Consider the following 24777-nt stretch of genomic DNA (forward strand, 5'->3'; position numbering starts at 1 on the left):
GGCTCATGTATGATGGCGGCCTGAACTTCAATCTCGGTGAGGACGTCGAGGAATTGCGCCGCATGGTGCAGCGCTTCGCAGCGGAGAGGATCGCGCCGCGGGCCGCCGCCATCGATCGCGACAATGCCTTTCCGCGCGATTTGTGGCCCGAACTCGGTGCCCTTGGCCTGCTCGGCATCACCGCCGAATCCGACTATGGCGGCTCGGGCATGGGCTATCTCGCCCATTGCGTCGCCATGGAGGAAATCAGCCGGGCCTCGGGCGCGGTGGGGCTTTCCTACGGCGCCCATTCCAATCTGTGCGTCAACCAGCTCACCCGCCATGCCAATCGGGACCAGAAGCAGCGTTATCTGCCCAAGCTGATCTCGGGCGAGCATGTCGGCTCGCTGGCGATGTCGGAGGCCGGTTCCGGCTCGGATGTGGTGTCGATGAGCCTCAAGGCCGAGGCCCGTGAAGGCGGTTTTGTCCTCAACGGTACCAAGATGTGGATCACCAATGGCCCGGACGCCGACGTGCTGGTCGTCTATGCCAAAACCGATCCGGCCGCCGGGCCGAAGGGTATCTCCACCTTCATCGTCGAACGCGGTTTTGCCGGCTTCCGCACCTCGCCCAAGCTCGACAAGCTCGGCATGCGCGGCTCCAGTACCTGCGAGCTGGTGTTCGAGGATTGCTTCGTGCCTGCAGCCAACCTGCTCGGCAAGGTCGGCGATGGCGTGCGCATCCTGATGTCCGGCCTCGATTTCGAGAGGGTGGTATTGTCGGGCGGACCGATCGGACTGATGGCGGCCTCTCTCGACCTCGTCGTGCCCTATGTGCATGAGCGCAAGCAGTTCGGCGAAGCCATCGGCACCTTCCAGCTGATGCAGGGCAAGCTCGCGGACATGTACACCCTCTACAATGCCTCGCGTGCCTATACCTATGCGGTGGCCGCGGCCTGCGACCGCGGCGAGGTTGCGCGCAAGGACGCCGCCGGCTGCATCCTCTATTCGGCCGAGAATGCCACCAAGATCGCGCTCGAGGCGATCCAGGCTCTGGGCGGCAACGGCTACATCAACGATTTCCCGGCCGGACGCCTTCTTCGTGACGCCAAGCTCTACGAGATTGGCGCCGGCACCTCCGAGATCCGGCGCATGCTGATCGGCCGCGAGATATTCCGCGAGACGAGCTGACAGCGCCGGACACGGGGTCATCCCGGACGCATCGCAGCACGCAATGATGCGGTGCAGTCAGACCAAACCAAAGGTTTGGTCCGGGGATCGCAAGCCGATTTTGGCTCATTCTCAGAGCGATCCCGGGTCTGCGAGGCAGCATTTCATGCTGCATCGCGCACGGGATGACCAGGAAGCCAACCATAGCCGAGTTTTGACCCGACCAGACGCAACCTCACGCCAGCCGGACAGCAACAAGTCCTGGGAGCGCCCGCTCGATGACCAAGAAGACCACGCTCAGCCTGCACATTCCGGAAGCCCGCTTCCGGCCGGGCGATACGCCTGATTTCAGCTATCTCAACCTGCCGGGGGCGGGCGAGGCCCAGCGCCCGCCGGTGACTGCGGTCGCCTCCGAAACCCGGGACCTTGCTTTCGGCCTCGTCCGGGTGCTCGACGACGAGGGCAAGGCTGTCGGCCCTTGGGACCCCAAGCTCGACGCCGACATCTTGCGCAAGGCCCTGCGCGCCATGATGCTGACGCGCTATTTCGACGATCAGATGTTCAAAGCCCAGCGCCAGGGCAAGACCTCCTTCTACATGAAATGCACGGGCGAGGAGGCGGTGGCGGTCGGCCAGGCGTTGGCGCTGGAAGCCGACGACATGTGCTTCCCGACCTATCGCCAGCAGGGCCTGCTGGTGGCACGCAACTGGCCGTTGACCGACATGATGTCCCAGATCTACTCCAACGGGCAGGACCGGTTGAAGGGCCGGCAATTGCCGGTACTCTATTCGGCCAAGGAGGCCGGCTTCTTTTCCATCTCCGGCAATCTCGCCACCCAGGTGCCGCAGGCCGTCGGCTGGGCCATGGCTTCGGCCTATAAGCGCGATCGCCGCATCGCCGCGGCCTGGATCGGCGACGGCTCCTCCGCCGAGGGCGATTTCCATCACGGCATGGTGTTCGCCTCCGTCTATCACGCGCCGGTGCTGATCAATCTCGTCAACAATCAATGGGCGATCTCGTCCAGCCAGGGTGTCGCCGGCGGCGAGGAGGCGACTTTCGCCTCGCGTGCCATCGGTTTCGGCATGCCGGGCATCCGGGTCGACGGCAACGATCTGCTCGCCGTCTATGCCGTCACGCGCTGGGCTGCCGAACGGGCCCGCTCCAACCATGGCCCAACCCTGATCGAGCTCTTCACCTATCGCGTCGCCGCCCATTCCACCAGCGACGATCCCGGCCGCTACCGCCCGGGTGACGAGGAGAAATACTGGCCCTTCGGCGATCCGGTCGAGCGATTGAAGCGTCATCTCATCGGGCTGGGCGAATGGAACGAGGAGCGCCACCAGGCGCAGGCCAAGGAATTGCAGGCCGAAGTCAAGGCCGCCAATGCCGAGGCCCAGCGCCACGGCATTCTCAGCGACGGGCCGCATCACGGCACCGAAACCATGTTCGAGGACGTCTTCAAGGAAATGCCCTGGCATCTCAAGGAACAGCTGGCGGAACTCAACCGTTTCGAAGCCGCCAAACACGCCGCTCATAAGAAGGAGCGCGAATAATGCCCGCCATGAACATGGTGCAGGCCCTGAATTCGGCCATGGACGTCCTGCTCAGGAACGATCCCAACGTGCTGATCTTCGGCGAGGATGTCGGCTTCTTCGGCGGCGTGTTCCGCTGCACCGACGGCCTGCAGCAGCGCTACAGTTCACAGCGCGTCTTCGATGCCCCCATCGCCGAGGGTGGCTTGATCGCCATCGCCATCGGCATGGGCGCCTATGGCCTCAGGCCGATCGTCGAGTGCCAGTTCGCCGATTACATCTATCCCGGCTTCGACCAGATCGTCTCGGAAGCGGCGCGACTGCGCTACCGCTCGGGCGGGGAATTCACCTCGCCGATCACCATCCGCTCGCCCTATGGCGGCGGCATTTTCGGCGGCCAGACCCATAGCCAGAGCCCGGAAGGCCTGTTCAGCCATGTCTGCGGCATCAAGACGGTGATTCCGTCCAATCCCTATGACGCCAAGGGGCTCTTGATCAGCGCGGTCGAGGATGACGACCCGGTCTTGTTCTTCGAGCCCAAGCGCCTCTACAACGGTCCCTTCGATGGCCATCACGACCGCCCGCTGAAGCCCTGGACCGACCAGGCCGGGGCCGACGTGCCGGCGGGACACTACAAGGTACCGCTCGGCAAGGCTGCGATCGCACGGGAGGGCAGCGAACTTACCATCCTGGCCTATGGCACCATGGTGCATGTCGCGCTCTCGGCGACGCAGGAGACCGGCATCGATGCCGAGATCATCGATCTCAGGACGATCCTGCCTGTCGACATCGAGACGATCGAGGAATCGGTGAAGAAGACCGGCCGCTGCCTGATCGTGCATGAGGCGACACGGACGGGCGGTTTCGGTGCAGAATTGTCGGCACTGGTGCAGGAACGCTGCTTCCACCATCTCGAAGCGCCGATCGAGCGCGTCACCGGCTGGGACACGCCCTATCCGCATACGTTCGAATGGCAGTATTTCCCGGGGCCGAAGCGGGTCGGGGAAGGCATGCGCAAAGTGATGGCAGGCTGAGGGAAACGATCATGAGCAATTTCGTGTTCAAATTGCCGGACGTCGGCGAAGGCATCGCCCAGGCCGAGATCGTCGCCTGGCACGCGGAGATCGGCCAGGAGATCCAGGAGGACGATCCGCTCGTCGATGTGATGACCGACAAGGCGACGGTGGAGATCACCTCGCCCGTTTCGGGGCGCATCCTCTCGCGTCATGCCGAGGTCGGCGTGATGGCCTCGATCGGCAGCGAATTGGTGGTGATCGATACCGGCGGCAAGCCCGAGGCTCCCGCCGCCGAACCGGCACCTGTTCCAACATCAGCGCCGGCCAAGCCCGCCAAGGCGCCGGCCAAGGCTGCTCCGGCTCCGGCGCGGGTCGCCGCTCCGGTTGTCGTGTCGCCCTCGGCGGCCACCCCGGTTGGGTCGGGCAAGGTGCTGGCGGCGCCCGCCGTGCGCGCCCGATTGGCCGCCCTAGGGCTTGACGGCAGCACGATCCGCGGCAGTGGTCCCGAGGGGCGCATCGAGCATGCCGATCTCGACGACTATCTGACCCGCAGCCAGCCCCAGTCCCGGGCTGTGCCCCCGGCTCCGACGGCCCGCCCGCCTGTGCCGCCGCCGCCCACGGCCGGCGATGAGGGCATCGAGGATATCAAGGTGATCGGCCTGCGCCGCCAGATCGCCGAACGCATGCTGGAAGCCAAGCGCAGCGTGCCGCATTTCACCTATGTCGAGGAGATCGACGTCACCGCCCTCGAAGCGGCGCGCGCAGAGATCAACACCGCAGCCGTCGGCTGGCCGAAGCTGACCCTGCTGCCCTTCCTGATCAAGGCCATGGTGCGCGGCATCGCCCAGCATCCCATCGTCAATGCCCGCTACGATGCCGACGCCGCGGTGATCCACCGCTACAATGCCGTGCATATCGGCGTGGCGACGCAGACGCCGCGTGGCCTGGTGGTGCCAGTGATACGCCATGCCGAATTGCTGACCCTGCACCAGCTCGCCGCCGAGATCGCCAAGCTCAGCGAACTCGCCAGGGCCGGCAAGGCGAGCCGCGAGGTGCTGACCGGCTCGACCATCACGGTGTCGAGCCTCGGAGCGCTCGGCGGCATCGCCGCGACGCCGATCATCAACCCGCCCGAGGTCGCCATCGTCGGCGTCAACAAGATCGTCGAGCGACCCGTGGTGAAGGACGGGCAAATCCTCGTCGCCAAGCTGATGAACCTGTCGTCCTCCTTCGATCACCGCATCGTCGACGGCTTCGATGCCGCCGCCTTCATCAAGACGGTGAAGGGAGAATTGGAGGCGCCGGTTCGGCTGATGGTGTGAGCTTTCCAGATCGGGTTCCAAAGATGTCGGAGCATCCGAACCCGATCAGAACAGCGTTTGCAGCCAGTTGAGCCCCAGGGCACCGGGCGCTAGCACGCCGAAGGCCCAGATCACGGCCGAGGCGGCATTCACGAGCTGGAAGCTCAGCGCCGGCATTTCGCAGATGCCGGCCACCAGCGGCACCGAGGCCCTGAGCGGCCCGAGGAAGCGGCCGAAGAAGACGCCGAGCGCCCCCCATTTCTCGAAGAAGCGATGGCCGCGCGGCAGCAGGTCCGGATAGCGTGTGAGCGGCCAATAATGGGCCACGCGATGCTCGAGCTTCAGGCCGATCCAATAGGACAGCCAATCGCCGAGAAAGGCTCCTAGCGCCGCCGCCGCCCAGAAGGGCCAGAGCGACATGCCGCTTTCGCCGATCAGGAAGCCGATCCCGAGCAGGATGACGGTTGCCGGCAGCAGGAGTGAGACGAAGGCGAGCGATTCCCCGAAGGCCAGCAGCAGCACGACGAGAGTACCCCAGCCTTCATGCATGCGAACGAAGGCGATAACGGACTGGGAGATGTCAGCGATTGTCATGGGAGAGGTGCGGAAACCAAAGCATCGAATGAGCGAGGTATTTGGCTGATATCGATGCTTGGGTTCGAAAATGTGGCGCGCCCTAGGGGAATCGAACCCCTCTCTCCACCGTGAAAGGGTGGCGTCCTGACCGATAGACGAAGGGCGCGGCGGGGCGGACATATAGAGGGGGGAATCGCAGGCGGCAAGAGGAATATGCCGCCTTTGTGAAATTAGTTGTGCCGAGCGCTTTAGGTGCCGGTTTTGGGGCAAAAATGCCCCGTTTCACCACACTCCGGTGTTGGCCATCGAGGACCAGGGCTCGGCCGGCGGCAGAGAATCGCCCTTCTGCAGGATCTCGATCGAGATCAGATCCGGGGAGCGCACGAAGGCCATGTGGCCGTCACGAGGCGGGCGATTGATGGTGATGCCGGCCTGCTGCAGCTTGGCGCAGAAGGCATAGATGTCGTCGACCTCATAGGCGAGGTGGCCGAAATTGCGCGCGCTGCCGTAGTCTTCGGTATCCCAGTTGTAGGTCAGCTCGAGGGCAGGGGCCTTGCCGGCCCTGAAGGCTTCGAGATCCTCGGGGGCGACCAGGAAGACCAGGGTGAAGCGGCCCTTCTCGTTTTCATAGCGACGGCCCTCGACCAGGCCGAAGATGTCGACGTAGAATTTGAGCGAGGCATCGAGGTCGCGCACGCGAACCATGGTGTGCAAATATTTCATTGGATCCTCATCGCAATTGGGGAGGTAAGGCCTAATGCCGATTGCCGCCGCCGACAAGGACGCCGTGCATCGCGAAAAACTTCTTCGCTTTGCGCAGATGCTGGCGCGAGCCGATCGCGTCGTCGCCTTTACCGGCGCCGGGCTGTCGACCGAGGCCGGCATTCCGGACTTCCGCTCGCCCGGCGGCCGCTGGAGCCGGATGAAGCCGATTCCCTTCGCTGAGTTCCTGGCCGACGACGAGGCCCGGCGCGAGAGCTGGCGCCGGCGTTTCGACATGGATGACGAGATCCGCCTGGCACGACCGACGCGGGGCCATCAGACGATCGCTTCCTGGGTGCAGGCGGGCAAATGCCCGGCGGTGATCACGCAGAATATCGACAATCTGCACCAGGATTCGGGCATTCCTGCCGATGCCGTGGTGGAAGTGCACGGCAACACCACCTATGCGACATGCCTCGACTGCGCCAGGCGCTATGAGATTGCAGCCTTGCGGGGACCGTTCCTGGCGAGCGGGCAGGCGCCGCGCTGCGACGATTGCGGCGGTTTCATCAAGACGGCGACGATATCTTTCGGCCAGCCCATGCCGGAGGCGGCGATGCGACGGGCTACGGAACTCGCCAAGACCTGCGATCTTTTCGTGGTCGTCGGCTCGTCCTTGGTCGTCTATCCGGCTGCCGATCTGCCGCGTCTTGCCCATCGCCAGGGCGCACGCGTGGTGATCGTCAACCGGGAGGAGACGCCGAGCGACCCTTATGCCCAGTTGCTGCTGCGGGGAGAGATCGGCGATTTGCTCGAGGGGTTCGCCCTGTAAATGTGGCCGGTTTATCGAGAGTTCGTCGATTTTAGGGACGTTTTGCGATTGTATGAAGATGAGGCACAAAAATGTTAATTCGGGCTTTCCGTTGAGCCTGGGGGTGTTATCGTAGCAGCATCAAGAATCGTGCGGCGGCCCAGTCCGTGGGCAATGTGTTGGATGGCGTAGATGGGTACGAACGATTTTGAAGCGAGGTTCGAGCCAGTTCGCGACTCCGGGGGACATCCGGACGAGAGGCCGGCAGGCTTGCTGGAGGTCGCCGGCACCATCAAGTGGTTCGACATTGCCAAGGGCTATGGGTTCATCGTTCCGGACAATGGCGGCCAGGATATCCTGCTTCATGTCAGTGTCTTGCGTCGGGACGGCTACCAGGCGGCCTTTGAAGGCTCGCGTGTCGTCGTCGAGGCCACGCAGCGCGCCAAGGGCCTGCAGGTGTTCCGCATCCTGTCGATGGACGAATCCACCGCTGTCCATCCCGCCCAGCTCCCGCCAGCGCGCACCCATGTGCAGGTGACGCCGACCGGCGGTTTCGAGCCGACGACGGTGAAATGGTTCAACCGCTTGCGCGGTTTCGGTTTCGTCTCGCGGGGAGACGGCACGCCGGATATCTTCGTCCATATGGAGACCTTGCGGCGGTTCGGCATCATGGACCTCAAGCCCGGTCAGATCCTGATGGTACGCTTCGGCACGGGACCCAAAGGGCTGATGGCTGCCGAGCTCAAGCTTGCGGATGGCCCGTCTGGTCCTCAGTCCCATTGACGAGAATGCGCAAGAGTCCTCTTCTTTCAATAGTTTATACTGCTGTCCTCGCGTTGTTTGTGAGCGTTGCCGGTCTTTCGGCCTCACCGGCCGAGGATGGTGTGTTCGAACCCTTATCGATTGCCACCGCAGGTGGTCAGCGCGACTTCCAGGTCGAAGTCATGCGGACCGAGGACGAACAGCGGCGCGGCATGATGTTCAGGCGCAGCCTGGAGCCGGACAAAGGCATGCTCTTTCCATTCACGGCGGAGCGCATCGCTTCGTTCTGGATGGAGAATACCTATGTTTCGCTCGACATGATCTTCATTCGCGGGGACGGTACGATCCAGCGCATCGAGAAACGTGCCGAGCCCTTGTCGACGCGTACGATCATGTCCGGCGCACCGGTGCTGGCGGTTTTGGAAGTGGTGGCTGGAACGGCGGACAAGCTGGGCATCAAGCCCGGCGACAAGGTGAGCTATCCGATCTTCAAGCCTTGACGAGCTGACACGGTCATACAACTTTTTGAAATCGGAGCGCCCAGACCCTTGCGGTTCTCTGCGAGGCCCCTTAGTAAGCTCACATTCGTCCTGAACGGGGTATGGCGCAGCCTGGTAGCGCGATAGTTTTGGGTACTATAGGTCGCAGGTTCGAATCCTGCTGCCCCGACCAGCGACGGATGAGACGAAAGGCGGACGGCGAACGATGACAGCGAGAATCTACAAGCCGGCACGTACGGCCATGCAGTCCGGTTCGGCGAAGACGAAGGACTGGCTCCTGGAGTTCGAGCCGGAGGAGCCGCGCTCGGTCGAGCCGCTGATGGGCTGGACCTCCTCGGGCGACATGAAGCAGCAGGTCAAGCTGCGTTTCGCGACCAAGGAAGAGGCCATCGCCTACGCCACCCGCAACGGCATCGCCTATCAGATCTTCGAGCCGCAAGAGGCGACGACGAAGATCGTATCCTATTCGGACAACTTCAAGGTTTCGCGCATCGGTCAGTGGACCCATTGAGCGTTTGCGTCCGGCTTTGGACTGGCCCCATAGCTCAGCTGGATAGAGCGAGCGCCTTCTAAGCGCTAGGTCGCAGGTTCGAGCCCTGCTGGGGTCGCCATCCCGCTGGACAACCGGCCATGGGCCTGGGCAATAGGCAGCGCACGGCGGTCTTCGTTCCTTATCGAAGATCGGCGAGACCGGTGGAGGTTAGCATGGCCGCCTTATCCGAAGCACCTGCCGCCGCCCACGGGCCGGTTCGTATGGTCGATCGGCTGGCTGGTTCCAACCTGCTCGCGCTTGCAACGCTCCTGCTCGTAACCTTCCTGGCCCTCGCACCCGGCTTCACCGGTCTGCCGCCGATGGATCGGGACGAGCCGCGCTTCGCACAGGCCTCCAAGCAGATGCTGGAGAGCGGCGATTTCGTCAGTATCCGCTTCCAGGACGAGGCCAGGCTCAAGAAGCCGGTCGGCATTTACTGGCTGCAGACGGCTGCCGTCAGCCTGGGGGAGAGCCTTGGAGTTCCAGAGGCGCGCACCACGATCTGGCTCTATCGCATTCCCTCGCTGATTGCCGCGATCGGTGCGGTGCTGTTGACCTGGTGGACTGCCATTCCGCTCGTGGGCCGCCGCGCGGCCCTGCTGGCAGGACTGATGATGGCCGGCTGCCTGCTGCTTGGCGTCGAAGCGCGCCTGGCCAAGACGGACGCGACCCAGCTTTTGACGGTGATGGCGATGGTGGGTGTGCTGGCCCGCTTCTTCATGGCCTCCCGGCGTGGCGATCCCTTGCCGGTGGGCTTGAGCCTGCCGGCCGTGTTCTGGATCGGCATGGCGGCGTCCATTCTGATCAAGGGGCCGATCGGAGCCCTTCTCGTGGCCTTGACCATTGCCGGTACGGTGGCTGCCACGCGTGACTGGCGCTGGCTCGGAAACCTGCGCTGGCTTTGGGGCATCCTCTTCACTCTCGTCCTGGTGTCGCCCTGGTTCATCGCCATCATGATCCAGAGCAAGGGTGCCTTCCTGCAGGAATCGGTCGGCAAGGACATGCTGAACAAGGTGGCGGGTGCCCAGGAATCCCATGGCGGCTGGCCCGGGACCTATCTCGCCGTCTTCTGGGGCACGTTCTGGCCCTTCGCGCCGCTGGCCGCCCTGGCCGTGCCATGGATCTGGCGGCAGCGCCGAACCGCATCGGTGGTCTTCCTGCTGGCCTGGTTGGTGCCGTTCTGGCTCGTCTTCGAATTCTTCCCCACCAAGTTGCCGCACTACGTCCTGCCGGTCTATCCGGCGATCGCCATCCTGATCGCTGCGGCTGTTTGCGACGATGGACTCTCGCGAAGCCTGTGGGCTCGCATCGTGGCGGGGCTCATTCCCTTCCTGGCGCTGGTGTTGGCCGTCGTCGCGGTCGGCGCGGTGTGGTTCTATCAGCGGGAGATTGCCTGGCTGACACTGCCCTTTGCCATCCTGGCGATAGTGGCGGCATGGTTGGCTTGGCGGCGGCTGGGAGAGGACAGAGGCGCCGAGGCCGTTCTGGCCTGTCTCGCCACCAGCCTGCTGCTCTATTGGGGCATCTATGCCGGTGCAATTCCCAAACTGCAGGCCATGGCCATCAGCCCGCGCCTGGCCGCGGCGGCACAGACGTCGCAATGCCCGCATGTTGCAGCCGCGAGCGTGGGCTTCCGCGAGCCCAGCCTGGTCTTCCTGGCCGGGACGGATCTAGATATGCCCAGCCCGGAAGGCGCAGCGGATTTCCTGGGGCAGGGCGCCTGCCGGGTCGCCTTTGTCGACAAGCGTTTCGAGCCGGCGTTTCTGGCCCGCCTCGCTGCGAACGGCACAAAGGCTGATCCGGTTTCCAGGGTTGCGGGGATCAACATCAACGGCGGCAAGAAGCTAGATATCGGCGTCTATCGCAGCCCATAGCGTTGCCTGCGGCTGTAGGTCATTGTTGTCGCATCGCTTTTGCGGAAAGGCGGCGCCCACTTTTCGGTACGATGCTCTAGGTCTCGCTTTTGTTGGGCTTGAAGGCGATTCCCCTTTGCATGGCGGTCTTGCCGAACTTGGCCCGGACGGCATCGATGGCGTTTTCGGTCGCGACCAGGCGTTTGGCGTTGGGGTCGGCGAGATCGCCGTGATCGGCATCCGCCAGATCGGCGAGGCCGGTGACCCCGATGCCGATCAGGCGATATTGGGTGCCATCCGTCTCCTTCGCCAACAGTTTCTTGCCGGTTTCGAAGATGCGCGTCGCCAGGCGTGTTGGTTCATGCAGGCTCTGGGCGCGAGTGCGGAGACGAAAATCGGCCGATTTCAGCTTCAACGTCACGGTCGAGCCGGCAATGGCGGATTTCTTCAGCCGGGACGACACCTTTTCCGACAATTGCCAGAGAATCGGCAGCAGGCTTTCACCGCTGGCAAGATCATGCTCGAAGGTGGTCTCGGCCGAGACGGATTTGCGGTCGCCCTCTGGGTCGACCCTGCGGGTATCGCGGCCAAAGGCGAGGCGGGCAAGCCGCTGTCCTTCGACGCCGTAGCGCCGCATCAGAGGCAGTTCTCCGGCCTTCTGCAGATCGGCGATCGTGCGAAGCCCGTCCTTTTCGTAACGGGCTGCCCCGGCCTTGCCGACGCCCCAGATGAAGGAGATCGGGCGTGGGGCGAGAAAGTCCGGTGCCTCCTCGGGCGAGAGCACGGCAAAGCCGCGAGGCTTTTCCAGATCGGAGGCCGTCTTGGCCAGGAATTTGTTGGCGGAGAGCCCGATGGAGACGGTGATCCTCAGTTCCTTCTCGACCTGGTTGGCAAAGCGCAGCAGCGTGCGCGCCGGGCTGGCATGGTGCAGGCGGTCAGTGCCGCTGAGGTCGAGAAAGGCTTCGTCGATCGAAAGCGGCTCGACCAGCGGCGTCAGCGCCAGCATCATGTCGCGGACCTGGCGGCCGACCTCGACATATTTCTCCATATTGGGCCTGACGACCACCGCGTCCGGGCAGAGCTTGAGTGCCTGGAACATCGGCATGGCCGAACGGACCCCATAGGTGCGGGCGATGTAGCAGGCGGTCGAGACTACGCCGCGCTTGGCGCCGCCGACGATGACCGGCTTGTCGGCCAGCGAAGGATCGTCGCGCTTCTCGATGGTGGCGTAGAAGGCATCGCAGTCGACATGGGCGATCGTGAGGCGCTCGAGTTGCCGATGCCGGATGATGCGGGGCGAGCGGCAGGCAGGGCAGCGATCCGCCTCGCCAGCCTCGCCAAGACAGTCTCGGCAGAGCGCGCTCATCAATCCCAACAAAGGCCGAGCTGGAACGCCGCCCGTTGCAGGTCTTCGGGGGAGAGGCCATTTTCCGCGGCAAAGCCGGCAGCACTCTCTTCATCCGAGAGGACGTGCTGCAGCACCGAAGCTAGAAATCCAGGCTTGGCTGCGGCACTGCGAATCTCCTCGGGTGACAGGCCGGTTGCCATGAAGAAACCATTGAGTCGATCTTCATTGGCAGCAATGAAGCCGAGAGCTGCCGTCGCGATTTCTTCGGCACGTTGCTTTTGAGCTGCCTGCCCGGCGGTTTGCCTGAACATTTGATTTCCCGTTTGGTAAGGACTGACTGCTAACAACATGCCGGTAAGCGGGCGTGGTTGAAAACAGATTCGCAGCCCCGATATCCGCGGTTCATTCTAGAGCAAAGTGCGTTTTGCTGAAAACGCTTCCTTGTTCTAACTCTTTGTATTGACGCGTCTTTGCGATTCCCGGCGATTGTGCCGGATCGAAGGATGCTTTGGCGCAGACGAGGGTCTTCATGGCCAAGAAAGTCCTGATCGTGGAAGATAACGAGCTCAACATGAAGCTCTTCCATGATCTGTTGGAAGCCAACGGCTACGACATCGTGGAAACCCGCAGTGGCATCAATGTGATGAACCTGGCGCGCGAGCATCGTCCCGACCTGATTCTGATGGATATCCAGCTGCCGGAGGTTTCGGGCCTCGAGGTGACACGATGGCTCAAGGATGACGATGAGCTGAAATCGATCCCGGTGGTCGCCATCACCGCTTTCGCCATGAAGGGCGACGAGGAACGCATCCGCCAGGGCGGGTGCGAGGCCTATCTGTCGAAGCCGATCTCGGTGGCGAAGTTCCTGGAAACGGTGCGCGGTTTCCTGGGAGAGTAGCGATCTTGAGGGGCATCGAGGGATGCCTAGATCCCAGAAGTTCTCGTTGTGTCAGTCGTGGCTGAGGGGCGGGCGCGGCAGGTATTGAGACGCCTCCCTGGCAATGAAATCGAGCGCTTCCTGGGCCGGGGGGAGCAGGACCTTGTCGACCCGGCGTACCACGAACCATTGCCGCGTCACCGGCAGGCCTGCCACGTCCAAGGTCACCAGGCGTCCGTCTTCCAGTTCGGTCGCGACCGTATGGGCCGAAAGGAAAGCGATGCCGAGATCGGCGATCACGCTTTGCTTGATCGTCTCGTTCGAATCGAACTCCATGCCGATATGGGGCGCAAGTTCCGTCTGCTCGAACAGGCGTTCCATCAGTATGCGCGTGCCTGAGCCGGGCTCGCGTGTGAGGAAGGTCTCATGCGACAAATCGACTGCGGCAAGGCCTCTCTCCTTGGCCAGCCAGTGAGTGTGTGATGCGATGATTACATGCGGGTTCTGGCCGATCAGATGCTTCTCGACCTCGATGTCGGGCGGCGGGCGGCCGGTGATGGCGACGTCGAGCTTGTAGTCGCGTAAGGCCTGCATGATTTCAGCGCGATTGCCGATCGACAATGTCACTTCGATCCGAGGATGCGCGCGCGAGAAGGCCGCGATGATGAAGGGGACGAAGTACTTGGCGGTACTGACGGCCCCGATCGAGACACGTCCGGCAGTTTTCCCGGAGATGATGCCCAGTGTCGCTTCGCAATCGGCAATGGCTGCCTCGATACGGCTGTGCAATTGCAGCATCTCGACGCCGGCATCGGTGAGGATCATGCCGTCGCCGGTCCGTTGCAGCAAGGGCAGGTCAGCAAGGTCCTGCAGATTGCGCAGCTGCAATGTCACCGCCGGTTGGGTGAGGTGCAGGGCCTTGGCGGCCGACGTCACCGAGCCGCTTGACGCGATGGCGGCGAGGGCACGCAGCTGCCGACGGGTGATGTCTCGCAGGCGAACAGCCATATAAGGAAAACTTTTGCAAAGGAGAAGAAAACAAAATTTCGATTATTTTCTATTTTCGGTCAAGCTCCTCGAAAGATCGCGAAATGACGATGCCTCGCAGGAGGCGTCATCCGGGGGAGAATGCCGATGACCCACAAGCCGACTCTGGACGCCTATCTCACCCGCCACGCTGGCAGTGACATGCTCAGGGTTGCGGTTGCCGAAGTCGTCGCCAGCCTCGCCGCGGCGGCCATCCGCGTGTCGGAGGCCGTGTCGCTGGGTGCCCTTGCCGAGATCGTCGAGGAGGCCCGTGGCCACAACGCCGGCGGAGACGAACAGAAGGATATGGATGTCTGGGCCGACCGCCAGTTCCGGGAAGCGCTGAAGGCTTGCGCGATTGCGGCCTTCGCCTCGGAGGAGGTCGACGAACTTGAGATCTGGGATGCGAGCCAGCCTCTCTGTGTCGCCATCGATCCGGTCGACGGCTCCGGCAATCTCGAGCTCAACATGCCCGTGGGCACGATCTTTTCCATCATGCCGACACCGGATGAGTTCGTGCTGGCGTCGGCGGCCGACCGCACCCTGGTCTGGCCGGCAGGCACCAGCCAGCTTGCCGCGGGCTTCGTCATCTACGGCCCGCAGACGACCTTGGTGCTTTCGCTCGGCGAGGCGGTGGACATTTTCACGCTCGACCGCCGCAGCGGCCACTTCCGCCTGACCCAGGCCAATGTCCGCCTGCCGGACCAGGACCAGCCGGAATATTCGATCAATGCCTCCAATTACCGGCATTGGGAGGAGCCGGTGCGGGCTTTCATCGACGAATGCCAGGCTGGCGCCGATGGTCCGTCAGGGCGCGACCACAACATGCGCTGGCACGGGGCACTGGTGGCCGACACGTTCCGGGCTCTCACCCGAGGCGGCATCTATCTCTACCCGGCCGACGCCAGGAGCGGCTACGGGCAGGGGCGCCTGCGACTGATCTACGAAGCCTATCCCATGGCTTTCCTGATGGAGAGGGCGGGAGGGGCGGGGTCGAATGGCCGTATCCGTATTCTCGATATCCGCGCGACCTCGCTGCATCAGCGTGTACCGCTGATCCTCGGGGCCACCAACAAGGTCGCTCGTTTGGAAACGCTGCATAACAGGCCGGGCTTGTGGCCGCCGACCTCGGCGCCCTTGTTCGCCAATCGCGGCCTCTTCCGCGTTTGAGCTCGGGGAATACCATGTCGATCAAGCATCCCATCATTTCCATTACCGGCTCGTCCGGCGCCGGCACGACCTCGGTCAAGCGGACCTTCGAGCAGATCTTCCGCCGGGAGAACATCGAGGCGGCCTATGTCGAGGGCGATTCCTTTCATCGCTATGACAGGGCAGAGATGCGGGCCCACATGGCGGATGAGGCGGCCAAGGGTAACAAGCATTTCAGCCATTTCAGCCCGGAAACCAATCTGTTCGCGGAGCTGGAGGCACTGTTCCGCGACTATGGCAACCATGGAACCGGCACCACGCGCCACTATGTCCATGATGACGAGGAGGAGATTCTCTACGGGGCCCCGCCCGGCACGTTCACGCCCTGGAAGCCGCTGCCCTCAGGCACCGACCTGCTCTTCTATGAAGGGCTGCATGGAGCGGTGGTGACCGACGAGGTCGACGTTGCCAAATATGCCGATCTCAAGATCGGCGTCGTGCCGGTGATCAATCTCGAGTGGATCCAGAAGCTGCATCGCGACCGCAGCACGCGGGGTTATTCGACCGAAGCGGTGACCGACACCATCCTGCGGCGCATGCCGGACTATGTGAATTATATCTGCCCGCAATTCACCCATACCGACATCAATTTCCAGCGCGTGCCGACGGTGGATACCTCCAACCCCTTCATCGCGCGCTGGATCCCGACGCCGGATGAGTCGATGGTGGTGATCCGCTTTCAGGTGCCGCGGGGGATCGATTTTCCCTATCTGCTGTCGATGATCCCCAACAGTTTCATGTCGCGGGCCAACTCCATCGTCATCCACGGCTCCAAGCTGGATCTGGCCATGCAGCTCATCCTGACGCCGCTGATCCTGCAGCTGGTCGAACGCAAGAAACGCGCAGCCTGACAGCGCGCCCACAAGACACAGAGCCTTTCCGTGAACCACACCACCGTCTGCCCAGGGCAGCGGAATGGGAGGACATGCCCGTGAATATCTCGACGCCATCAGCCACTTTCGAGACCTCGGTGCCGCATCGCGACATGGCCAATGCCCTGCGCTTCCTGGCCATTGATGCCGTGGAGAAGGCCAAGTCCGGCCATCCCGGCATGCCCATGGGCATGGCCGACGTCGCCACCGTGCTGTTCTCCCGCTTCCTGAAGTTCGATCCGTCGGACGCGGCTTGGCCGGATCGGGACCGCTTCGTGCTCTCGGCTGGACATGGCTCGATGTTGCTCTATGGCCTCCTGCATCTCACCGGCTACCCCGAACTCACGCTGGAGGAGCTGAAGTCCTTCCGGCAATGGGGCTCCAGGACGCCGGGACATCCCGAATATGGCCACACGCAAGGCGTGGAGACCACGACGGGCCCGCTCGGGCAGGGATTGGCGACGGCCGTCGGCATGGCCTTGGCCGAGCGCCTCGCCAACGCCCGCTTCGGAGACGATCTCGTCGACCACCATACCTATGTCATCGCCGGCGATGGCTGCCTGATGGAAGGGATCAGTCACGAGGCGATTTCGCTGGCCGGCCATCTCAAGCTCGGCAAGCTGATCGTGCTGTTCGACGACAACGAGATCTCGATCGACGGGGCCACCTCGCTCTCCTGCTCGGACGACCAACTCGCGCGCTTTGCGGCTTCCGGCTGGTCGGCGCGCCGGGTCGACGGCCATGACCGCGAGGCCGTGGCCAAGGCGATCGCCGAGGAACGGGCGACGAAAGGGCCCTCGCTCATCGCCTGCCGGACCATCATCGGCTTCGGTGCGCCCAACCGGCAGGGCACCGAAAAGGTGCATGGTGCGCCGCTCGGTGCCGAGGAGAGCCAGGCGGCGCGCGAGGCCCTCGGCTGGCCATACGAGCCCTTCGAGGTTCCGTCCGAGATCCGAGAGGCCTGGCTGGCCGTGGGTGCCCGCGGCAAGGCTGAGCACGAAGCCTGGCAGCAGAGGCTGCACGATGTCGGCGAGGCCGAGAGGCGCCAGTTCGACGAAGCCCTCAAAGGCAAAGTGGGTGCTGAACTGAAGCGTGCCTTGGCGGATATCCGTCAGCGCTTTGCCAGCGAATGCCCGACGATCGCCACGCGGCAGGCTTCCCAGCAGGTCATCAATGCGATCGTTGCCGCTCAGCCCAATCTCCTGGGAGGCTCGGCCGACCTCACCCATTCCAACCTCACCCAGGCAAAGGGATTGCAACCGATCCAGGCCGAGGATTTCTCCGGCGGCTACATCCATTACGGCGTGCGCGAGTTCGGTATGGCCGCGGCGATGAACGGCATCGCCCTGCATGGCGGCTTCATCCCCTTTGGCGGTACCTTCCTGGCCTTTGCCGACTATTCGCGACCGGCGATCCGGCTGGCGGCCCTGATGGGGCTGCGCGTGATCCATGTGATGACGCATGATTCCATCGGTCTCGGCGAAGACGGCCCGACCCACCAGCCCGTGGAGCATCTGGCGGCGTTGCGGGCCATTCCCAACCTTCTGGTGTTCCGGCCAGCGGATGCCGTCGAGACCGCCGAGGCCTGGGAGTGCGCGTTGACGGCCGAAAGGCAGCCTTCCGTGCTCTGCCTGTCGCGCCAGGCGCTGCCGACGCTGCGTTCCGACTGCGGCGTGAATGGGGTCGCGCTCGGCGCCTATGTCCTGATCGAGCCGCCAGGGGTGCGTGACGTTACCTTGATCGCCACGGGCTCGGAGGTTTCGATCGCCGTGGAGGCGGCCGAACTCCTGGCGAAGGAAGGCATTCGCGCCGCCGTGGTGTCGGCACCCTGCTTCGAGCTCTTCCGACGGCAGGGGCCGATCTATCGCCAGGCGGTCTTGGGAACGGCTCCGCGCATCGGCGTGGAGGCGGCGGTCGAAGGTGATTGGTCGCGCCTGCTCGGGGCGGACGGCGTCTTCATCGGCATGACAGGCTTCGGCGCCTCGGCGCCGGCCGGCGACCTCTACCGGGAGTTCGGCATCACCGCCACCGTCATCACAGAGGTCGCGCGCCGGCTCGTATCCAAGCCAGCCGAATAGTTTGTCAGTCTGTAAATTTCAAAAGTCGCATTTGAAACGGAGGGCAGCATGGCCCGTATCACCCTCAGGCAATTGCTGGATGACGCCGCCGAGCATGGCTATGGCGTGCCAGCCTTCAACATCAACAATATGGAGCAGGCCCTGGGCATCATGGAGGCTGCGGCAGCCGTCGATGCGCCCGTGATCCTGCAAGCCTCTCGAGGCGCGCGCTCCTATGCCAACGACATCATGCTGGCGAAGATGGTCGAGGCCCTGGAGGAGATGTATCCGCATATTCCCCTCTGCCTGCATCTCGACCACGGCAATGAGGAGGCGACCTGCGCGACGGCGCTGCGCTACGGTTTCACCTCCGTGATGATGGATGGCTCGCTCGAGGCCGACGCCAAGACACCGGCAAGTTACGACTACAATGTCGCGATCACCCGCCGTGTCGTCGATCTCGCCCATTGGGTCGGTGCTTCCGTCGAGGGGGAACTCGGTGTGCTCGGTTCGCTCGAGCAGGGCGGAGGTGAGCAGGAGGATGGCCACGGCGTCATCGGCGAAGTCAGCCACGACCAGTTGCTCACCGATCCCGATCAGGCGGTGGATTTCGTGCGGGCCACCAGGGTCGATGCCCTGGCTATCGCGATGGGTACCTCGCATGGTGCCTACAAATTCAGCCGCAAGCCCGATGGCGACATCCTGGCCATGCATGTGATCGAGGAAATCCATCGTCGCATGCCCGGTGTGCATCTGGTCATGCACGGTTCCTCCTCGGTGCCGCAGGAGTTGCAGGACATGTTCAACGCCTTTGGCGGGGAGATGCCGCAGACCTGGGGCGTGCCGGTCGAGGAGATCGTCCGGGGCATTCGGCATGGCGTGCGCAAGGTCAATATCGATACCGATTGCCGGCTCGCCATGACCGCAGCCTTCCGCAAGGTCGCCAGCGAGAACCGCAGCGAGTTCGATCCACGCAAATTCCTCAAGCCTGCCATGGAAGGGCTGAAAACCCTCTGCCGCGAACGTTTCGAGGCGTTTGGCACGGCGGGACACGCCTCACGGATCAAGGTCGTTCCGCTACCCGAAATGGCCCGGCGCTATCGCGCCGGCAGCCTGGAACCGAAAGTTGAAGGCCTGGCGGCCGCGGCCTGAGGCGCTTTGCGATGCAGGGGCGCATCAAGCTCGCAAGGACGCGTCGAGACCAGGAGCTGGCGCAATCCACCCAATCAAGGAGGACGAGATGAATGTGAATACGCAAACCGTCCGCGGCAAGGATCGCTACCGGTCCGGCACGATGGAATACAAGAAGATGGGCTATTGGGAGCCCGACTACGAACCCAAGGACACGGACGTCATCGCGCTGTTTCGGGTAACCCCCCAGGACGGTGTCGATCCCATCGAGGCCTCGGCGGCCGTGGCAGGTGAATCCTCCACCGCCACCTGGACGGTGGTGTGGACGGACCGGCTGACGGCAGCGGAAAAATACCGGGCCAAGTGCTACAGGGTCGATCCGGTGCCGAACGCGCCCGGCCAGTACTTCGCCTATATCGCCTACGACCTCGATTTGTTCGAGCCGGGTTCGATCGCCAATCTCTCGGCCTCGATCATCGGCAATGTCTTCGGCTTCAAGCCCTTGAAGGCGCTGCGCCTGGAGGACATGCGCTTCCCCGTGGCCTATGTGAAGACCTTCCAGGGACCGGCGACCGGCATCGTGGTCGAGCGCGAGCGGCTCGACAAGTTCGGCCGGCCGCTGCTCGGGGCCACCGTCAAGCCCAAGCTCGGCCTGTCGGGCCGCAACTATGGACGCGTCGTCTACGAGGCGCTGAAGGGGGGGCTCGATTTCACCAAGGATGACGAGAACATCAACTCGCAGCCCTTCATGCATTGGCGCGAGCGCTTCCTCTATTGCATGGAAGCCGTGAACAAGGCACAGGCTGCGTCCGGCGAGATCAAGGGGACCTATCTCAACGTCACCGCCGGCACGATGGAGCAGATGTATGAGCGGGCCGATTTCGCCCGGGAGATCGGCTCCAACATCGTGATGATCGACCTGGTGATCGGCTATACCGCGATCCAGTCGATGGCGGCCTGGGCGCGCCGCAACGATATGATCCTGCATCTGCACCGGGCCGGCCACAGCACCTATACGCGCCAGAAGAGCCATGGCGTGTCGTTCCGCGTCATCGCCAAATGGATGCGGCTCGCCGGCGTCGACCATATCCATGCCGGCACCGTGGTCGGCAAGCTCGAAGGCGACCCGAATACCACGCGCGGCTATTACGATATCTGCCGCGAGGACTTCAATCCGACCAACCTCGAACATGGTGTCTTCTTCGACCAGCACTGGGCCAGCCTCAACAAGCTGATGCCGGTGGCGTCCGGCGGCATCCATGCCGGCCAGATGCACCAGCTTCTGCACCTGCTCGGCGAGGACGTGGTGCTGCAATTCGGCGGCGGCACCATCGGCCACCCTCAGGGGATCGCCGCTGGCGCCACGGCCAACCGCGTGGCGCTGGAAGCAATGATCCTCGCCCGCAACGAAGGGCGCGACTACCTGCATGAGGGCCCGGAAATCCTGGCCAGGGCGGCCAATAGCTGTACCCCGCTCAAGCAGGCGCTCGAGGTGTGGAAGGACGTCACCTTCAACTACGAATCCACCGACACGCCGGACTTCGTGCCCACCGTCGCCGTCACCGCCTGAAGGGAGAAAGACGATGCGTATCACACAAGGATGTTTTTCCTTTCTGCCCGATCTCACCGACGAGCAGATCGGCCGGCAGGTGCAATATTGCCTTGAGATGGGCTGGGCGGTGAACATCGAGTTCACCGACGATCCCCATCCCCGCAACACCTATTGGGAGATGTGGGGCCTGCCGATGTTTGACTTGCGCGATGCGGCGGGCGTGATGATGGAACTGGCCGAATGCCGGCGCGTCTACGGTGATCGCTATATCCGCATCTCGGGCTTCGATTCCACGCATGGCTGGGAGTCGGTGCGTATCTCCTTCATCGTCAATCGCCCGAAGGACGAGCCCGGCTTCCGCCTCGAACGCCAGGAAAGCGTCGGACGCAACATCCGCTACACCACCCACAGCTATGCCGCGGACCGGCCGGAAGGCCAGCGTTACGGCTGAGACGTCCCAGTCCAGTTGGTGACGGCAGTGCCTCCCGTCCCTGGCGACCAACTGGACAACTTGCTCCGCCGCCGGCCGGGCGGCGGAGCCTTTCGGGAGAAGCACCATGCTTGATGCAAACAGCGCGAAAGAGGCCGGCCAAGCCGGAACGCCGGTGGCGCAGGCCATCGATCTCAGGCAGGAGTTCGAGGCGGTCGGCATTGCCGATGTCTTCGCCCAGCTCGATCGCGAACTGGTCGGCCTCAAGCCGGTGAAGACGCGCATCCGCGAGATCGCTTCGCTTCTCATGATCGAGCGCATCCGGCAGAAGATCGGCCTGGCGAATGATCCGCCGACCCTGCACATGTCCTTCACCGGCAATCCCGGTACCGGCAAGACCACGGTAGCCCTGCGCATGGCCGACATCCTGCATCGCCTCGGCTTCGTGCGGCGTGGACATCTGGTTTCGGTGACGCGGGACGATCTCGTCGGCCAGTATATCGGTCACACCGCACCGAAGACCAAGGAGATCCTCAAGAAGGCGATGGGCGGCGTGCTGTTCATCGACGAGGCCTATTACCTCTACCGCCCCGAGAATGAGCGCGACTACGGCCAGGAATCCATCGAGATCCTGCTGCAGGTGATGGAGACGCAGCGCGACGATCTGGTGGTGATCCTGGCCGGTTACGAAGATCGGATGCAGAAATTCTTCGCCAGCAATCCCGGCTTTCGCTCGCGGGTCGCCCATCACATCGATTTTCCCGATTATGAGGAAGGCGAACTGCTGTCGATTGCCGAGCTGATGCTGCAGGAGCGCAATTACCGCTTCGATGCGCAGGCGCGGGCGGCGTTCATCCGCTACATCGAGTTGCGCAAGACCCAGCCCTTGTTCTCCAATGCGCGCTCCATCCGCAATGCCCTCGACCGCATCCGCCTACGCCAGGCGAGCCGGCTTGTCGACGACCTCGACCGCAGGCTGACCGCCGACGACATCATGACCATCGAAGCGGCCGATGTTCTGGCGAGCCGCGTCTTCGCCAAGGGCGCACAGCCCGATGGCGGAGGCGCCTGACCAAGATTGCAAGGGAAAGGAAGATCATCATGGCAGAACCGATCGTGATCGCGCCCTCCATCCTGTCGGCCGATTTCGCGCGGCTGGGCGAGGAGATCAAGGCCATCGACGAGAGCGGGGCGGACTGGATCCATTGCGATGTGATGGACGGGCATTTCGTGCCCAACATCACCTTCGGGCCCGATGTCATCAAGGCCGTCAGGCCCTACACGAAGAAGCCCTTCGACGTGCATCTGATGATCAAGCCGGCCGATCCCTATCTGGAAGCCTTTGCCAAGGCTGGTGCCGACATCATCACCGTGCATGCCGAATCCGGCCCTCATCTCGATCGCTCGCTGCAGGCGATCCGCTCGCTGGGCTGCAAGGCGGGGGCGACGATCTGTCCGGCGACGCCGGAAAGCGTGCTGGATTATGTGCTCGACCGTCTCGACCTCATCCTGGTGATGACGGTCAATCCGGGTTTTGGCGGGCAGGCCTTCATCACCTCGCAGCTCGACAAGATCCGGCGCATCCGGGCGATGATCGGTACAAGGCCGATCCGTCTCGAGGTCGATGGCGGCGTCAACCCCGAGACGGCAGCCCTGGTAGCCGCGGCCGGCGCCGATACCCTCGTGGCGGGATCGGCCGTGTTCCGGGGCGGGGCTGCAAATTATGCCGGCAATATCGCGGCCATCCGCGAAGCAGCGGAAGACCATGTCCGCAAGGCGGCGTAGCGGCAGGATGCGGCTCAGTCAAAAACGGTCTCGATTTCCGCCCGCCTGGGCGTGGTGACGAACGCAGCCTGCAGGATGAGCACGATCACGCCGAGAGCTGCCGAAGCGGAGGCAATGTCGCGCCAGCTATAGAACGCCGTGACATAGCCTGCCACGCCGGGACCCACGGCGGCGCCGAGGAAATAGAGGGCGAGCAAGATGCTTATGGCATCGCTCCGCCACTGGCGTCGCGCATTGTCGGCCGCAAAAGCAAGGCTGACGGAAAGAAGGCTGCCGGTCGCGGCTCCCTGAAGCAGGCGGCCGATGGCCCAGACGGAAAAATCGGGAGCAAGTCCCCCCAGCGTTTCGCCAATCACGAAGACGGACGTTGCGGTCAACAAGAAGGGTTTGTCACCGACCACCGCCCGCAGGCGTCCGCCCAGTGCGAGGAATACGATGAGGAACAGGAAAACGCCGGAGGTGACGGCGCCTATGAGCGCGTAGGAGAGCGCGAATTCCTGAAGGATGGCCGAGAGGCTGACCGTGGCGGCGCCGGAACCGAAGCCGACGACCAGGAGGGTGCTGGCGAGGATGAAGAACTGCAAACCGCGCGAGGGCCCGCGAGTTTCGCTGGATATCGACATCTGTAGCCTCCCACGAACCTTGCAAAAACAAAGGGCGCCCCGAAGGCGCCCTTGATTCCGATCCGGAAACCGATCTTACTTGATCTTGGTTTCCTTGAACTCGACGTGCTTGCGCGCGACGGGGTCGTACTTCTTCATTGCGAGCTTCTCGGTCTTAGTACGGGTGTTCTTCTTGGTGACATAGAAGTAGCCCGTGTCTGCCGTCGAAAGCAGCTTGATCTTGATGGTTGCGGCCTTGGCCATGGTGATGCTCCGAATATTGCTACCGGACCGTATCGGCTAAGGCAGCAAAGCCGCGCAATGGCGCGGCCCTTTTGAATCTTCGCGCACACTACTCATGGAAGAGCCGAAGTCAACCAAAAGAAGCGCATGCCGGCTGGAATTGTGCGGCCATGATGGCCATTCGTGCCTCTCCTATATCTCCTCCCGGCTCCGCACCCCCCGTTGCTCACGATAGAAGGGCACGGGGACATCCTTCTCCAGGCCGATTTCCAGTCTCTTGGCGACTTCCTCGAGAATGGTGCGGGTGATCCAAACCAGATCTTCCGCCCGGGCTTCGTCGAAGGAGAGCCATTTCGTCTCGATCAGCTCCGAGTCGGGACCCACGACGCCTTCGGTCCGGTGCGCGATGGAGTTCGCATCGGCCACGAAGAAGCGCGTGTCGAATCGGCGCTTCATCGCCGGCGGCGTGATGGCGCGGGCGACGAAATGCAGGCTTTCGGGCGAGGGGAACACCTCGTGTTCGGCAAAGGCGCGCCAGTGCTCGCTGCTGGTGGCGGGGGCGCCGAGCCCTTTTTCGCCGAGCAGGATGCCGGTTTCCTCGAAGGTTTCCCGGATCGCGCACAGGGCCAGTGCCCTGGCCTTGGCCGGGGAAGGGCTGACGACACGCGTGAGCAAGCCGCGTTCGGTATGGGCGGCCAGCGTGCCATAGGCGCTCATGCTGCGATCGGCCGGTTCAACGCGCCCGCCGGGAAACACCATCACGCCGGGCATGAAGGCATGACCGGCATGCCGCCTTCCCATCAGGACGCGCGGCGTCTTGCCGGTGCGATCGAGCAGGATCAGCGAAGCGGCATCGCGGGGGTGGACGGGACGGGGTTTGGAGGGCGAGGACGGGATTTCGGACATCGGTTC

27 protein-coding genes and 3 tRNA genes are annotated in these 24777 nt (G+C 63.4%); 20 read left to right on the forward strand and 10 right to left on the reverse strand.

Annotated elements, in window-relative coordinates:
* The first annotated feature begins 5 nt into the window (after positions 1-5).
* From ACTJKX_RS04680 to ACTJKX_RS04695, 4 genes are all read left to right on the forward strand, one after another.
* Positions 6-1169, forward strand: coding sequence for an isovaleryl-CoA dehydrogenase (locus tag ACTJKX_RS04680; RefSeq protein WP_440724529.1), 1164 nt, complete (start codon positions 6-8; stop codon positions 1167-1169).
* 257 nt (positions 1170-1426) lie between these two features.
* On the forward strand, positions 1427-2701 hold the full coding sequence (locus ACTJKX_RS04685) for a thiamine pyrophosphate-dependent enzyme (protein WP_440724530.1): 1275 nt from the start codon (positions 1427-1429) through the stop codon (positions 2699-2701).
* Complete coding sequence (locus ACTJKX_RS04690) at positions 2701-3714, forward strand: alpha-ketoacid dehydrogenase subunit beta (RefSeq protein WP_440724531.1); 1014 nt, start codon at positions 2701-2703, stop codon at positions 3712-3714. Before ACTJKX_RS04685 ends, ACTJKX_RS04690 begins: the two co-directional genes overlap by 1 nt.
* Before the next feature lie 11 nt (positions 3715-3725).
* The gene (locus ACTJKX_RS04695; protein ID WP_440724532.1) at positions 3726-5018 is read left to right on the forward strand and encodes a dihydrolipoamide acetyltransferase family protein; all 1293 of its coding nucleotides are present in this window, start codon (positions 3726-3728) and stop codon (positions 5016-5018) included.
* 45 nt (positions 5019-5063) lie between these two features.
* Here the strand turns inward: ACTJKX_RS04695 and ACTJKX_RS04700 are convergent, their stop codons facing one another.
* The 3 genes from ACTJKX_RS04700 to ACTJKX_RS04710 form a co-directional block, all read right to left on the reverse strand.
* The gene (locus ACTJKX_RS04700) at positions 5064-5591 is read right to left on the reverse strand and encodes a DedA family protein (protein ID WP_440724533.1); all 528 of its coding nucleotides are present in this window, start codon (positions 5589-5591) and stop codon (positions 5064-5066) included.
* Positions 5592-5664: 73 nt separating this feature from the next.
* A tRNA-Glu gene (locus ACTJKX_RS04705) sits at positions 5665-5739 on the reverse strand.
* A gap of 116 nt (positions 5740-5855) precedes the next feature.
* A complete protein-coding gene (locus ACTJKX_RS04710; protein WP_311934845.1) occupies positions 5856-6296 on the reverse strand; it encodes a VOC family protein in 441 nt (146 codons plus the stop codon).
* Between the two features lie 34 nt (positions 6297-6330).
* Between ACTJKX_RS04710 and ACTJKX_RS04715 the strand changes: the two genes are divergently transcribed.
* From ACTJKX_RS04715 to ACTJKX_RS04745, 7 genes are all read left to right on the forward strand, one after another.
* The gene (locus ACTJKX_RS04715; RefSeq protein WP_440724534.1) at positions 6331-7107 is read left to right on the forward strand and encodes an SIR2 family NAD-dependent protein deacylase; all 777 of its coding nucleotides are present in this window, start codon (positions 6331-6333) and stop codon (positions 7105-7107) included.
* A 171-nt stretch (positions 7108-7278) separates the two neighbouring features.
* Complete coding sequence (locus ACTJKX_RS04720) at positions 7279-7869, forward strand: cold-shock protein (protein ID WP_105864580.1); 591 nt, start codon at positions 7279-7281, stop codon at positions 7867-7869.
* 101 nt (positions 7870-7970) lie between these two features.
* The gene (locus ACTJKX_RS04725) at positions 7971-8348 is read left to right on the forward strand and encodes a DUF192 domain-containing protein (RefSeq protein WP_440724535.1); all 378 of its coding nucleotides are present in this window, start codon (positions 7971-7973) and stop codon (positions 8346-8348) included.
* Between the two features lie 95 nt (positions 8349-8443).
* A tRNA-Pro gene (locus tag ACTJKX_RS04730) sits at positions 8444-8520 on the forward strand.
* Between the two features lie 33 nt (positions 8521-8553).
* Complete coding sequence (locus ACTJKX_RS04735) at positions 8554-8859, forward strand: ETC complex I subunit (RefSeq protein WP_311934843.1); 306 nt, start codon at positions 8554-8556, stop codon at positions 8857-8859.
* Positions 8860-8882: 23 nt separating this feature from the next.
* Positions 8883-8959 (forward strand) — tRNA-Arg (locus ACTJKX_RS04740).
* A 94-nt stretch (positions 8960-9053) separates the two neighbouring features.
* Positions 9054-10754, forward strand: a complete 1701-nt coding sequence (locus ACTJKX_RS04745; protein WP_440724536.1) for an ArnT family glycosyltransferase — start codon at positions 9054-9056, stop codon at positions 10752-10754.
* Positions 10755-10830: 76 nt separating this feature from the next.
* Here the strand turns inward: ACTJKX_RS04745 and ACTJKX_RS04750 are convergent, their stop codons facing one another.
* The 3 genes from ACTJKX_RS04750 to ACTJKX_RS04760 form a co-directional block, all read right to left on the reverse strand.
* On the reverse strand, positions 10831-12099 hold the full coding sequence (locus tag ACTJKX_RS04750) for a DNA polymerase IV (protein ID WP_440724537.1): 1269 nt from the start codon (positions 12097-12099) through the stop codon (positions 10831-10833).
* Positions 12099-12392: a DUF3572 domain-containing protein gene (locus ACTJKX_RS04755; RefSeq protein ID WP_440724538.1), complete on the reverse strand. Its 294-nt coding sequence runs from the start codon at positions 12390-12392 to the stop codon at positions 12099-12101. The genes ACTJKX_RS04750 and ACTJKX_RS04755 overlap by 1 nt, the downstream gene beginning before the upstream one ends.
* A gap of 91 nt (positions 12393-12483) precedes the next feature.
* A complete protein-coding gene (locus ACTJKX_RS04760) occupies positions 12484-12612 on the reverse strand; it encodes a hypothetical protein (RefSeq protein ID WP_311934839.1) in 129 nt (42 codons plus the stop codon).
* On the opposite strand from ACTJKX_RS04760, the gene ACTJKX_RS04765 reads away from it, so the two are divergent.
* Entirely contained in the window at positions 12611-12979 is a 369-nt protein-coding gene (locus tag ACTJKX_RS04765) for a response regulator (protein ID WP_068297025.1), read from the forward strand. The genes ACTJKX_RS04760 and ACTJKX_RS04765 overlap by 2 nt on opposite strands.
* A 51-nt stretch (positions 12980-13030) precedes the next feature.
* Here ACTJKX_RS04765 and ACTJKX_RS04770 read toward each other — a convergent pair whose 3' ends face one another.
* Positions 13031-13966 carry a LysR family transcriptional regulator gene (locus ACTJKX_RS04770; RefSeq protein ID WP_440724539.1) on the reverse strand — a complete coding sequence of 312 codons (936 nt, stop codon included), beginning with the start codon at positions 13964-13966 and terminating at the stop codon, positions 13031-13033.
* A 126-nt stretch (positions 13967-14092) separates the two neighbouring features.
* On the opposite strand from ACTJKX_RS04770, the gene ACTJKX_RS04775 reads away from it, so the two are divergent.
* The 8 genes from ACTJKX_RS04775 to rpe all read left to right on the forward strand — a co-directional run bounded on the left by ACTJKX_RS04775 (position 14093) and on the right by rpe (position 23020).
* Positions 14093-15154, forward strand: coding sequence for a class 1 fructose-bisphosphatase (locus ACTJKX_RS04775; protein ID WP_440724540.1), 1062 nt, complete (start codon positions 14093-14095; stop codon positions 15152-15154).
* A 14-nt stretch (positions 15155-15168) separates the two neighbouring features.
* Positions 15169-16044 (forward strand): phosphoribulokinase, encoded by an 876-nt coding sequence (locus ACTJKX_RS04780; protein ID WP_367622828.1) that lies wholly within the window; start codon positions 15169-15171, stop codon positions 16042-16044.
* Between the two features lie 74 nt (positions 16045-16118).
* Entirely contained in the window at positions 16119-18143 is a 2025-nt protein-coding gene (gene tkt / locus ACTJKX_RS04785; RefSeq protein WP_440724541.1) for a transketolase, read from the forward strand.
* A gap of 48 nt (positions 18144-18191) precedes the next feature.
* Positions 18192-19274: a class II fructose-bisphosphate aldolase gene (fba, locus tag ACTJKX_RS04790; RefSeq protein ID WP_440724542.1), complete on the forward strand. Its 1083-nt coding sequence runs from the start codon at positions 18192-18194 to the stop codon at positions 19272-19274.
* Between the two features lie 88 nt (positions 19275-19362).
* A complete protein-coding gene (locus tag ACTJKX_RS04795; RefSeq protein WP_311934833.1) occupies positions 19363-20823 on the forward strand; it encodes a form I ribulose bisphosphate carboxylase large subunit in 1461 nt (486 codons plus the stop codon).
* Between the two features lie 13 nt (positions 20824-20836).
* Positions 20837-21256, forward strand: a complete 420-nt coding sequence (locus ACTJKX_RS04800; protein ID WP_440724543.1) for a ribulose bisphosphate carboxylase small subunit — start codon at positions 20837-20839, stop codon at positions 21254-21256.
* Between the two features lie 106 nt (positions 21257-21362).
* Entirely contained in the window at positions 21363-22307 is a 945-nt protein-coding gene (cbbX, locus tag ACTJKX_RS04805; RefSeq protein WP_367622825.1) for a CbbX protein, read from the forward strand.
* A 29-nt stretch (positions 22308-22336) separates the two neighbouring features.
* Positions 22337-23020, forward strand: a complete 684-nt coding sequence (gene rpe / locus ACTJKX_RS04810; protein WP_311934830.1) for a ribulose-phosphate 3-epimerase — start codon at positions 22337-22339, stop codon at positions 23018-23020.
* Positions 23021-23034: 14 nt separating this feature from the next.
* Here rpe and ACTJKX_RS04815 read toward each other — a convergent pair whose 3' ends face one another.
* The 3 genes from ACTJKX_RS04815 to ACTJKX_RS04825 form a co-directional block, all read right to left on the reverse strand.
* Complete coding sequence (locus ACTJKX_RS04815; RefSeq protein WP_440724544.1) at positions 23035-23643, reverse strand: MFS transporter; 609 nt, start codon at positions 23641-23643, stop codon at positions 23035-23037.
* Positions 23644-23718: 75 nt separating this feature from the next.
* On the reverse strand, positions 23719-23886 hold the full coding sequence (gene rpmG, locus ACTJKX_RS04820) for a 50S ribosomal protein L33 (protein ID WP_068297055.1): 168 nt from the start codon (positions 23884-23886) through the stop codon (positions 23719-23721).
* A 171-nt stretch (positions 23887-24057) separates the two neighbouring features.
* Positions 24058-24771: an NUDIX hydrolase gene (locus tag ACTJKX_RS04825; protein WP_311934828.1), complete on the reverse strand. Its 714-nt coding sequence runs from the start codon at positions 24769-24771 to the stop codon at positions 24058-24060.
* Between the last annotated feature and the right edge of the window lie 6 nt (positions 24772-24777).

It is taken from the genome of Labrys sp. 22185 (genome assembly GCF_052045555.1).
Taxonomy (GTDB): domain Bacteria; phylum Pseudomonadota; class Alphaproteobacteria; order Rhizobiales; family Labraceae; genus Labrys; species Labrys neptuniae.

What these genes read in the sequence shown, in the direction of transcription:
- ACTJKX_RS04680 (WP_440724529.1), top strand. Translation starts at nt 6, where the DNA reads ATGTATGATGGCGGCCTGAACTTCAATCTCGGTGAGGACGTCGAGGAA.
- ACTJKX_RS04685 (WP_440724530.1), top strand. Translation starts at nt 1,427, where the DNA reads ATGACCAAGAAGACCACGCTCAGCCTGCACATTCCGGAAGCCCGCTTC.
- ACTJKX_RS04690 (WP_440724531.1), top strand. Translation starts at nt 2,701, where the DNA reads ATGCCCGCCATGAACATGGTGCAGGCCCTGAATTCGGCCATGGACGTC.
- ACTJKX_RS04695 (WP_440724532.1), top strand. Translation starts at nt 3,726, where the DNA reads ATGAGCAATTTCGTGTTCAAATTGCCGGACGTCGGCGAAGGCATCGCC.
- ACTJKX_RS04700 (WP_440724533.1), bottom strand. Translation starts at nt 5,591, where the DNA reads ATGACAATCGCTGACATCTCCCAGTCCGTTATCGCCTTCGTTCGCATG.
- ACTJKX_RS04710 (WP_311934845.1), bottom strand. Translation starts at nt 6,296, where the DNA reads ATGAAATATTTGCACACCATGGTTCGCGTGCGCGACCTCGATGCCTCG.
- ACTJKX_RS04715 (WP_440724534.1), top strand. Translation starts at nt 6,331, where the DNA reads ATGCCGATTGCCGCCGCCGACAAGGACGCCGTGCATCGCGAAAAACTT.
- ACTJKX_RS04720 (WP_105864580.1), top strand. Translation starts at nt 7,279, where the DNA reads ATGGGTACGAACGATTTTGAAGCGAGGTTCGAGCCAGTTCGCGACTCC.
- ACTJKX_RS04735 (WP_311934843.1), top strand. Translation starts at nt 8,554, where the DNA reads ATGACAGCGAGAATCTACAAGCCGGCACGTACGGCCATGCAGTCCGGT.
- ACTJKX_RS04745 (WP_440724536.1), top strand. Translation starts at nt 9,054, where the DNA reads ATGGCCGCCTTATCCGAAGCACCTGCCGCCGCCCACGGGCCGGTTCGT.
- ACTJKX_RS04750 (WP_440724537.1), bottom strand. Translation starts at nt 12,099, where the DNA reads ATGAGCGCGCTCTGCCGAGACTGTCTTGGCGAGGCTGGCGAGGCGGAT.
- ACTJKX_RS04755 (WP_440724538.1), bottom strand. Translation starts at nt 12,392, where the DNA reads ATGTTCAGGCAAACCGCCGGGCAGGCAGCTCAAAAGCAACGTGCCGAA.
- ACTJKX_RS04765 (WP_068297025.1), top strand. Translation starts at nt 12,611, where the DNA reads ATGGCCAAGAAAGTCCTGATCGTGGAAGATAACGAGCTCAACATGAAG.
- ACTJKX_RS04760 (WP_311934839.1), bottom strand. Translation starts at nt 12,612, where the DNA reads ATGAAGACCCTCGTCTGCGCCAAAGCATCCTTCGATCCGGCACAATCG.
- ACTJKX_RS04770 (WP_440724539.1), bottom strand. Translation starts at nt 13,966, where the DNA reads ATGGCTGTTCGCCTGCGAGACATCACCCGTCGGCAGCTGCGTGCCCTC.
- ACTJKX_RS04775 (WP_440724540.1), top strand. Translation starts at nt 14,093, where the DNA reads ATGACCCACAAGCCGACTCTGGACGCCTATCTCACCCGCCACGCTGGC.
- ACTJKX_RS04780 (WP_367622828.1), top strand. Translation starts at nt 15,169, where the DNA reads ATGTCGATCAAGCATCCCATCATTTCCATTACCGGCTCGTCCGGCGCC.
- tkt (WP_440724541.1), top strand. Translation starts at nt 16,119, where the DNA reads ATGCCCGTGAATATCTCGACGCCATCAGCCACTTTCGAGACCTCGGTG.
- fba (WP_440724542.1), top strand. Translation starts at nt 18,192, where the DNA reads ATGGCCCGTATCACCCTCAGGCAATTGCTGGATGACGCCGCCGAGCAT.
- ACTJKX_RS04795 (WP_311934833.1), top strand. Translation starts at nt 19,363, where the DNA reads ATGAATGTGAATACGCAAACCGTCCGCGGCAAGGATCGCTACCGGTCC.
- ACTJKX_RS04800 (WP_440724543.1), top strand. Translation starts at nt 20,837, where the DNA reads ATGCGTATCACACAAGGATGTTTTTCCTTTCTGCCCGATCTCACCGAC.
- cbbX (WP_367622825.1), top strand. Translation starts at nt 21,363, where the DNA reads ATGCTTGATGCAAACAGCGCGAAAGAGGCCGGCCAAGCCGGAACGCCG.
- rpe (WP_311934830.1), top strand. Translation starts at nt 22,337, where the DNA reads ATGGCAGAACCGATCGTGATCGCGCCCTCCATCCTGTCGGCCGATTTC.
- ACTJKX_RS04815 (WP_440724544.1), bottom strand. Translation starts at nt 23,643, where the DNA reads ATGTCGATATCCAGCGAAACTCGCGGGCCCTCGCGCGGTTTGCAGTTC.
- rpmG (WP_068297055.1), bottom strand. Translation starts at nt 23,886, where the DNA reads ATGGCCAAGGCCGCAACCATCAAGATCAAGCTGCTTTCGACGGCAGAC.
- ACTJKX_RS04825 (WP_311934828.1), bottom strand. Translation starts at nt 24,771, where the DNA reads ATGTCCGAAATCCCGTCCTCGCCCTCCAAACCCCGTCCCGTCCACCCC.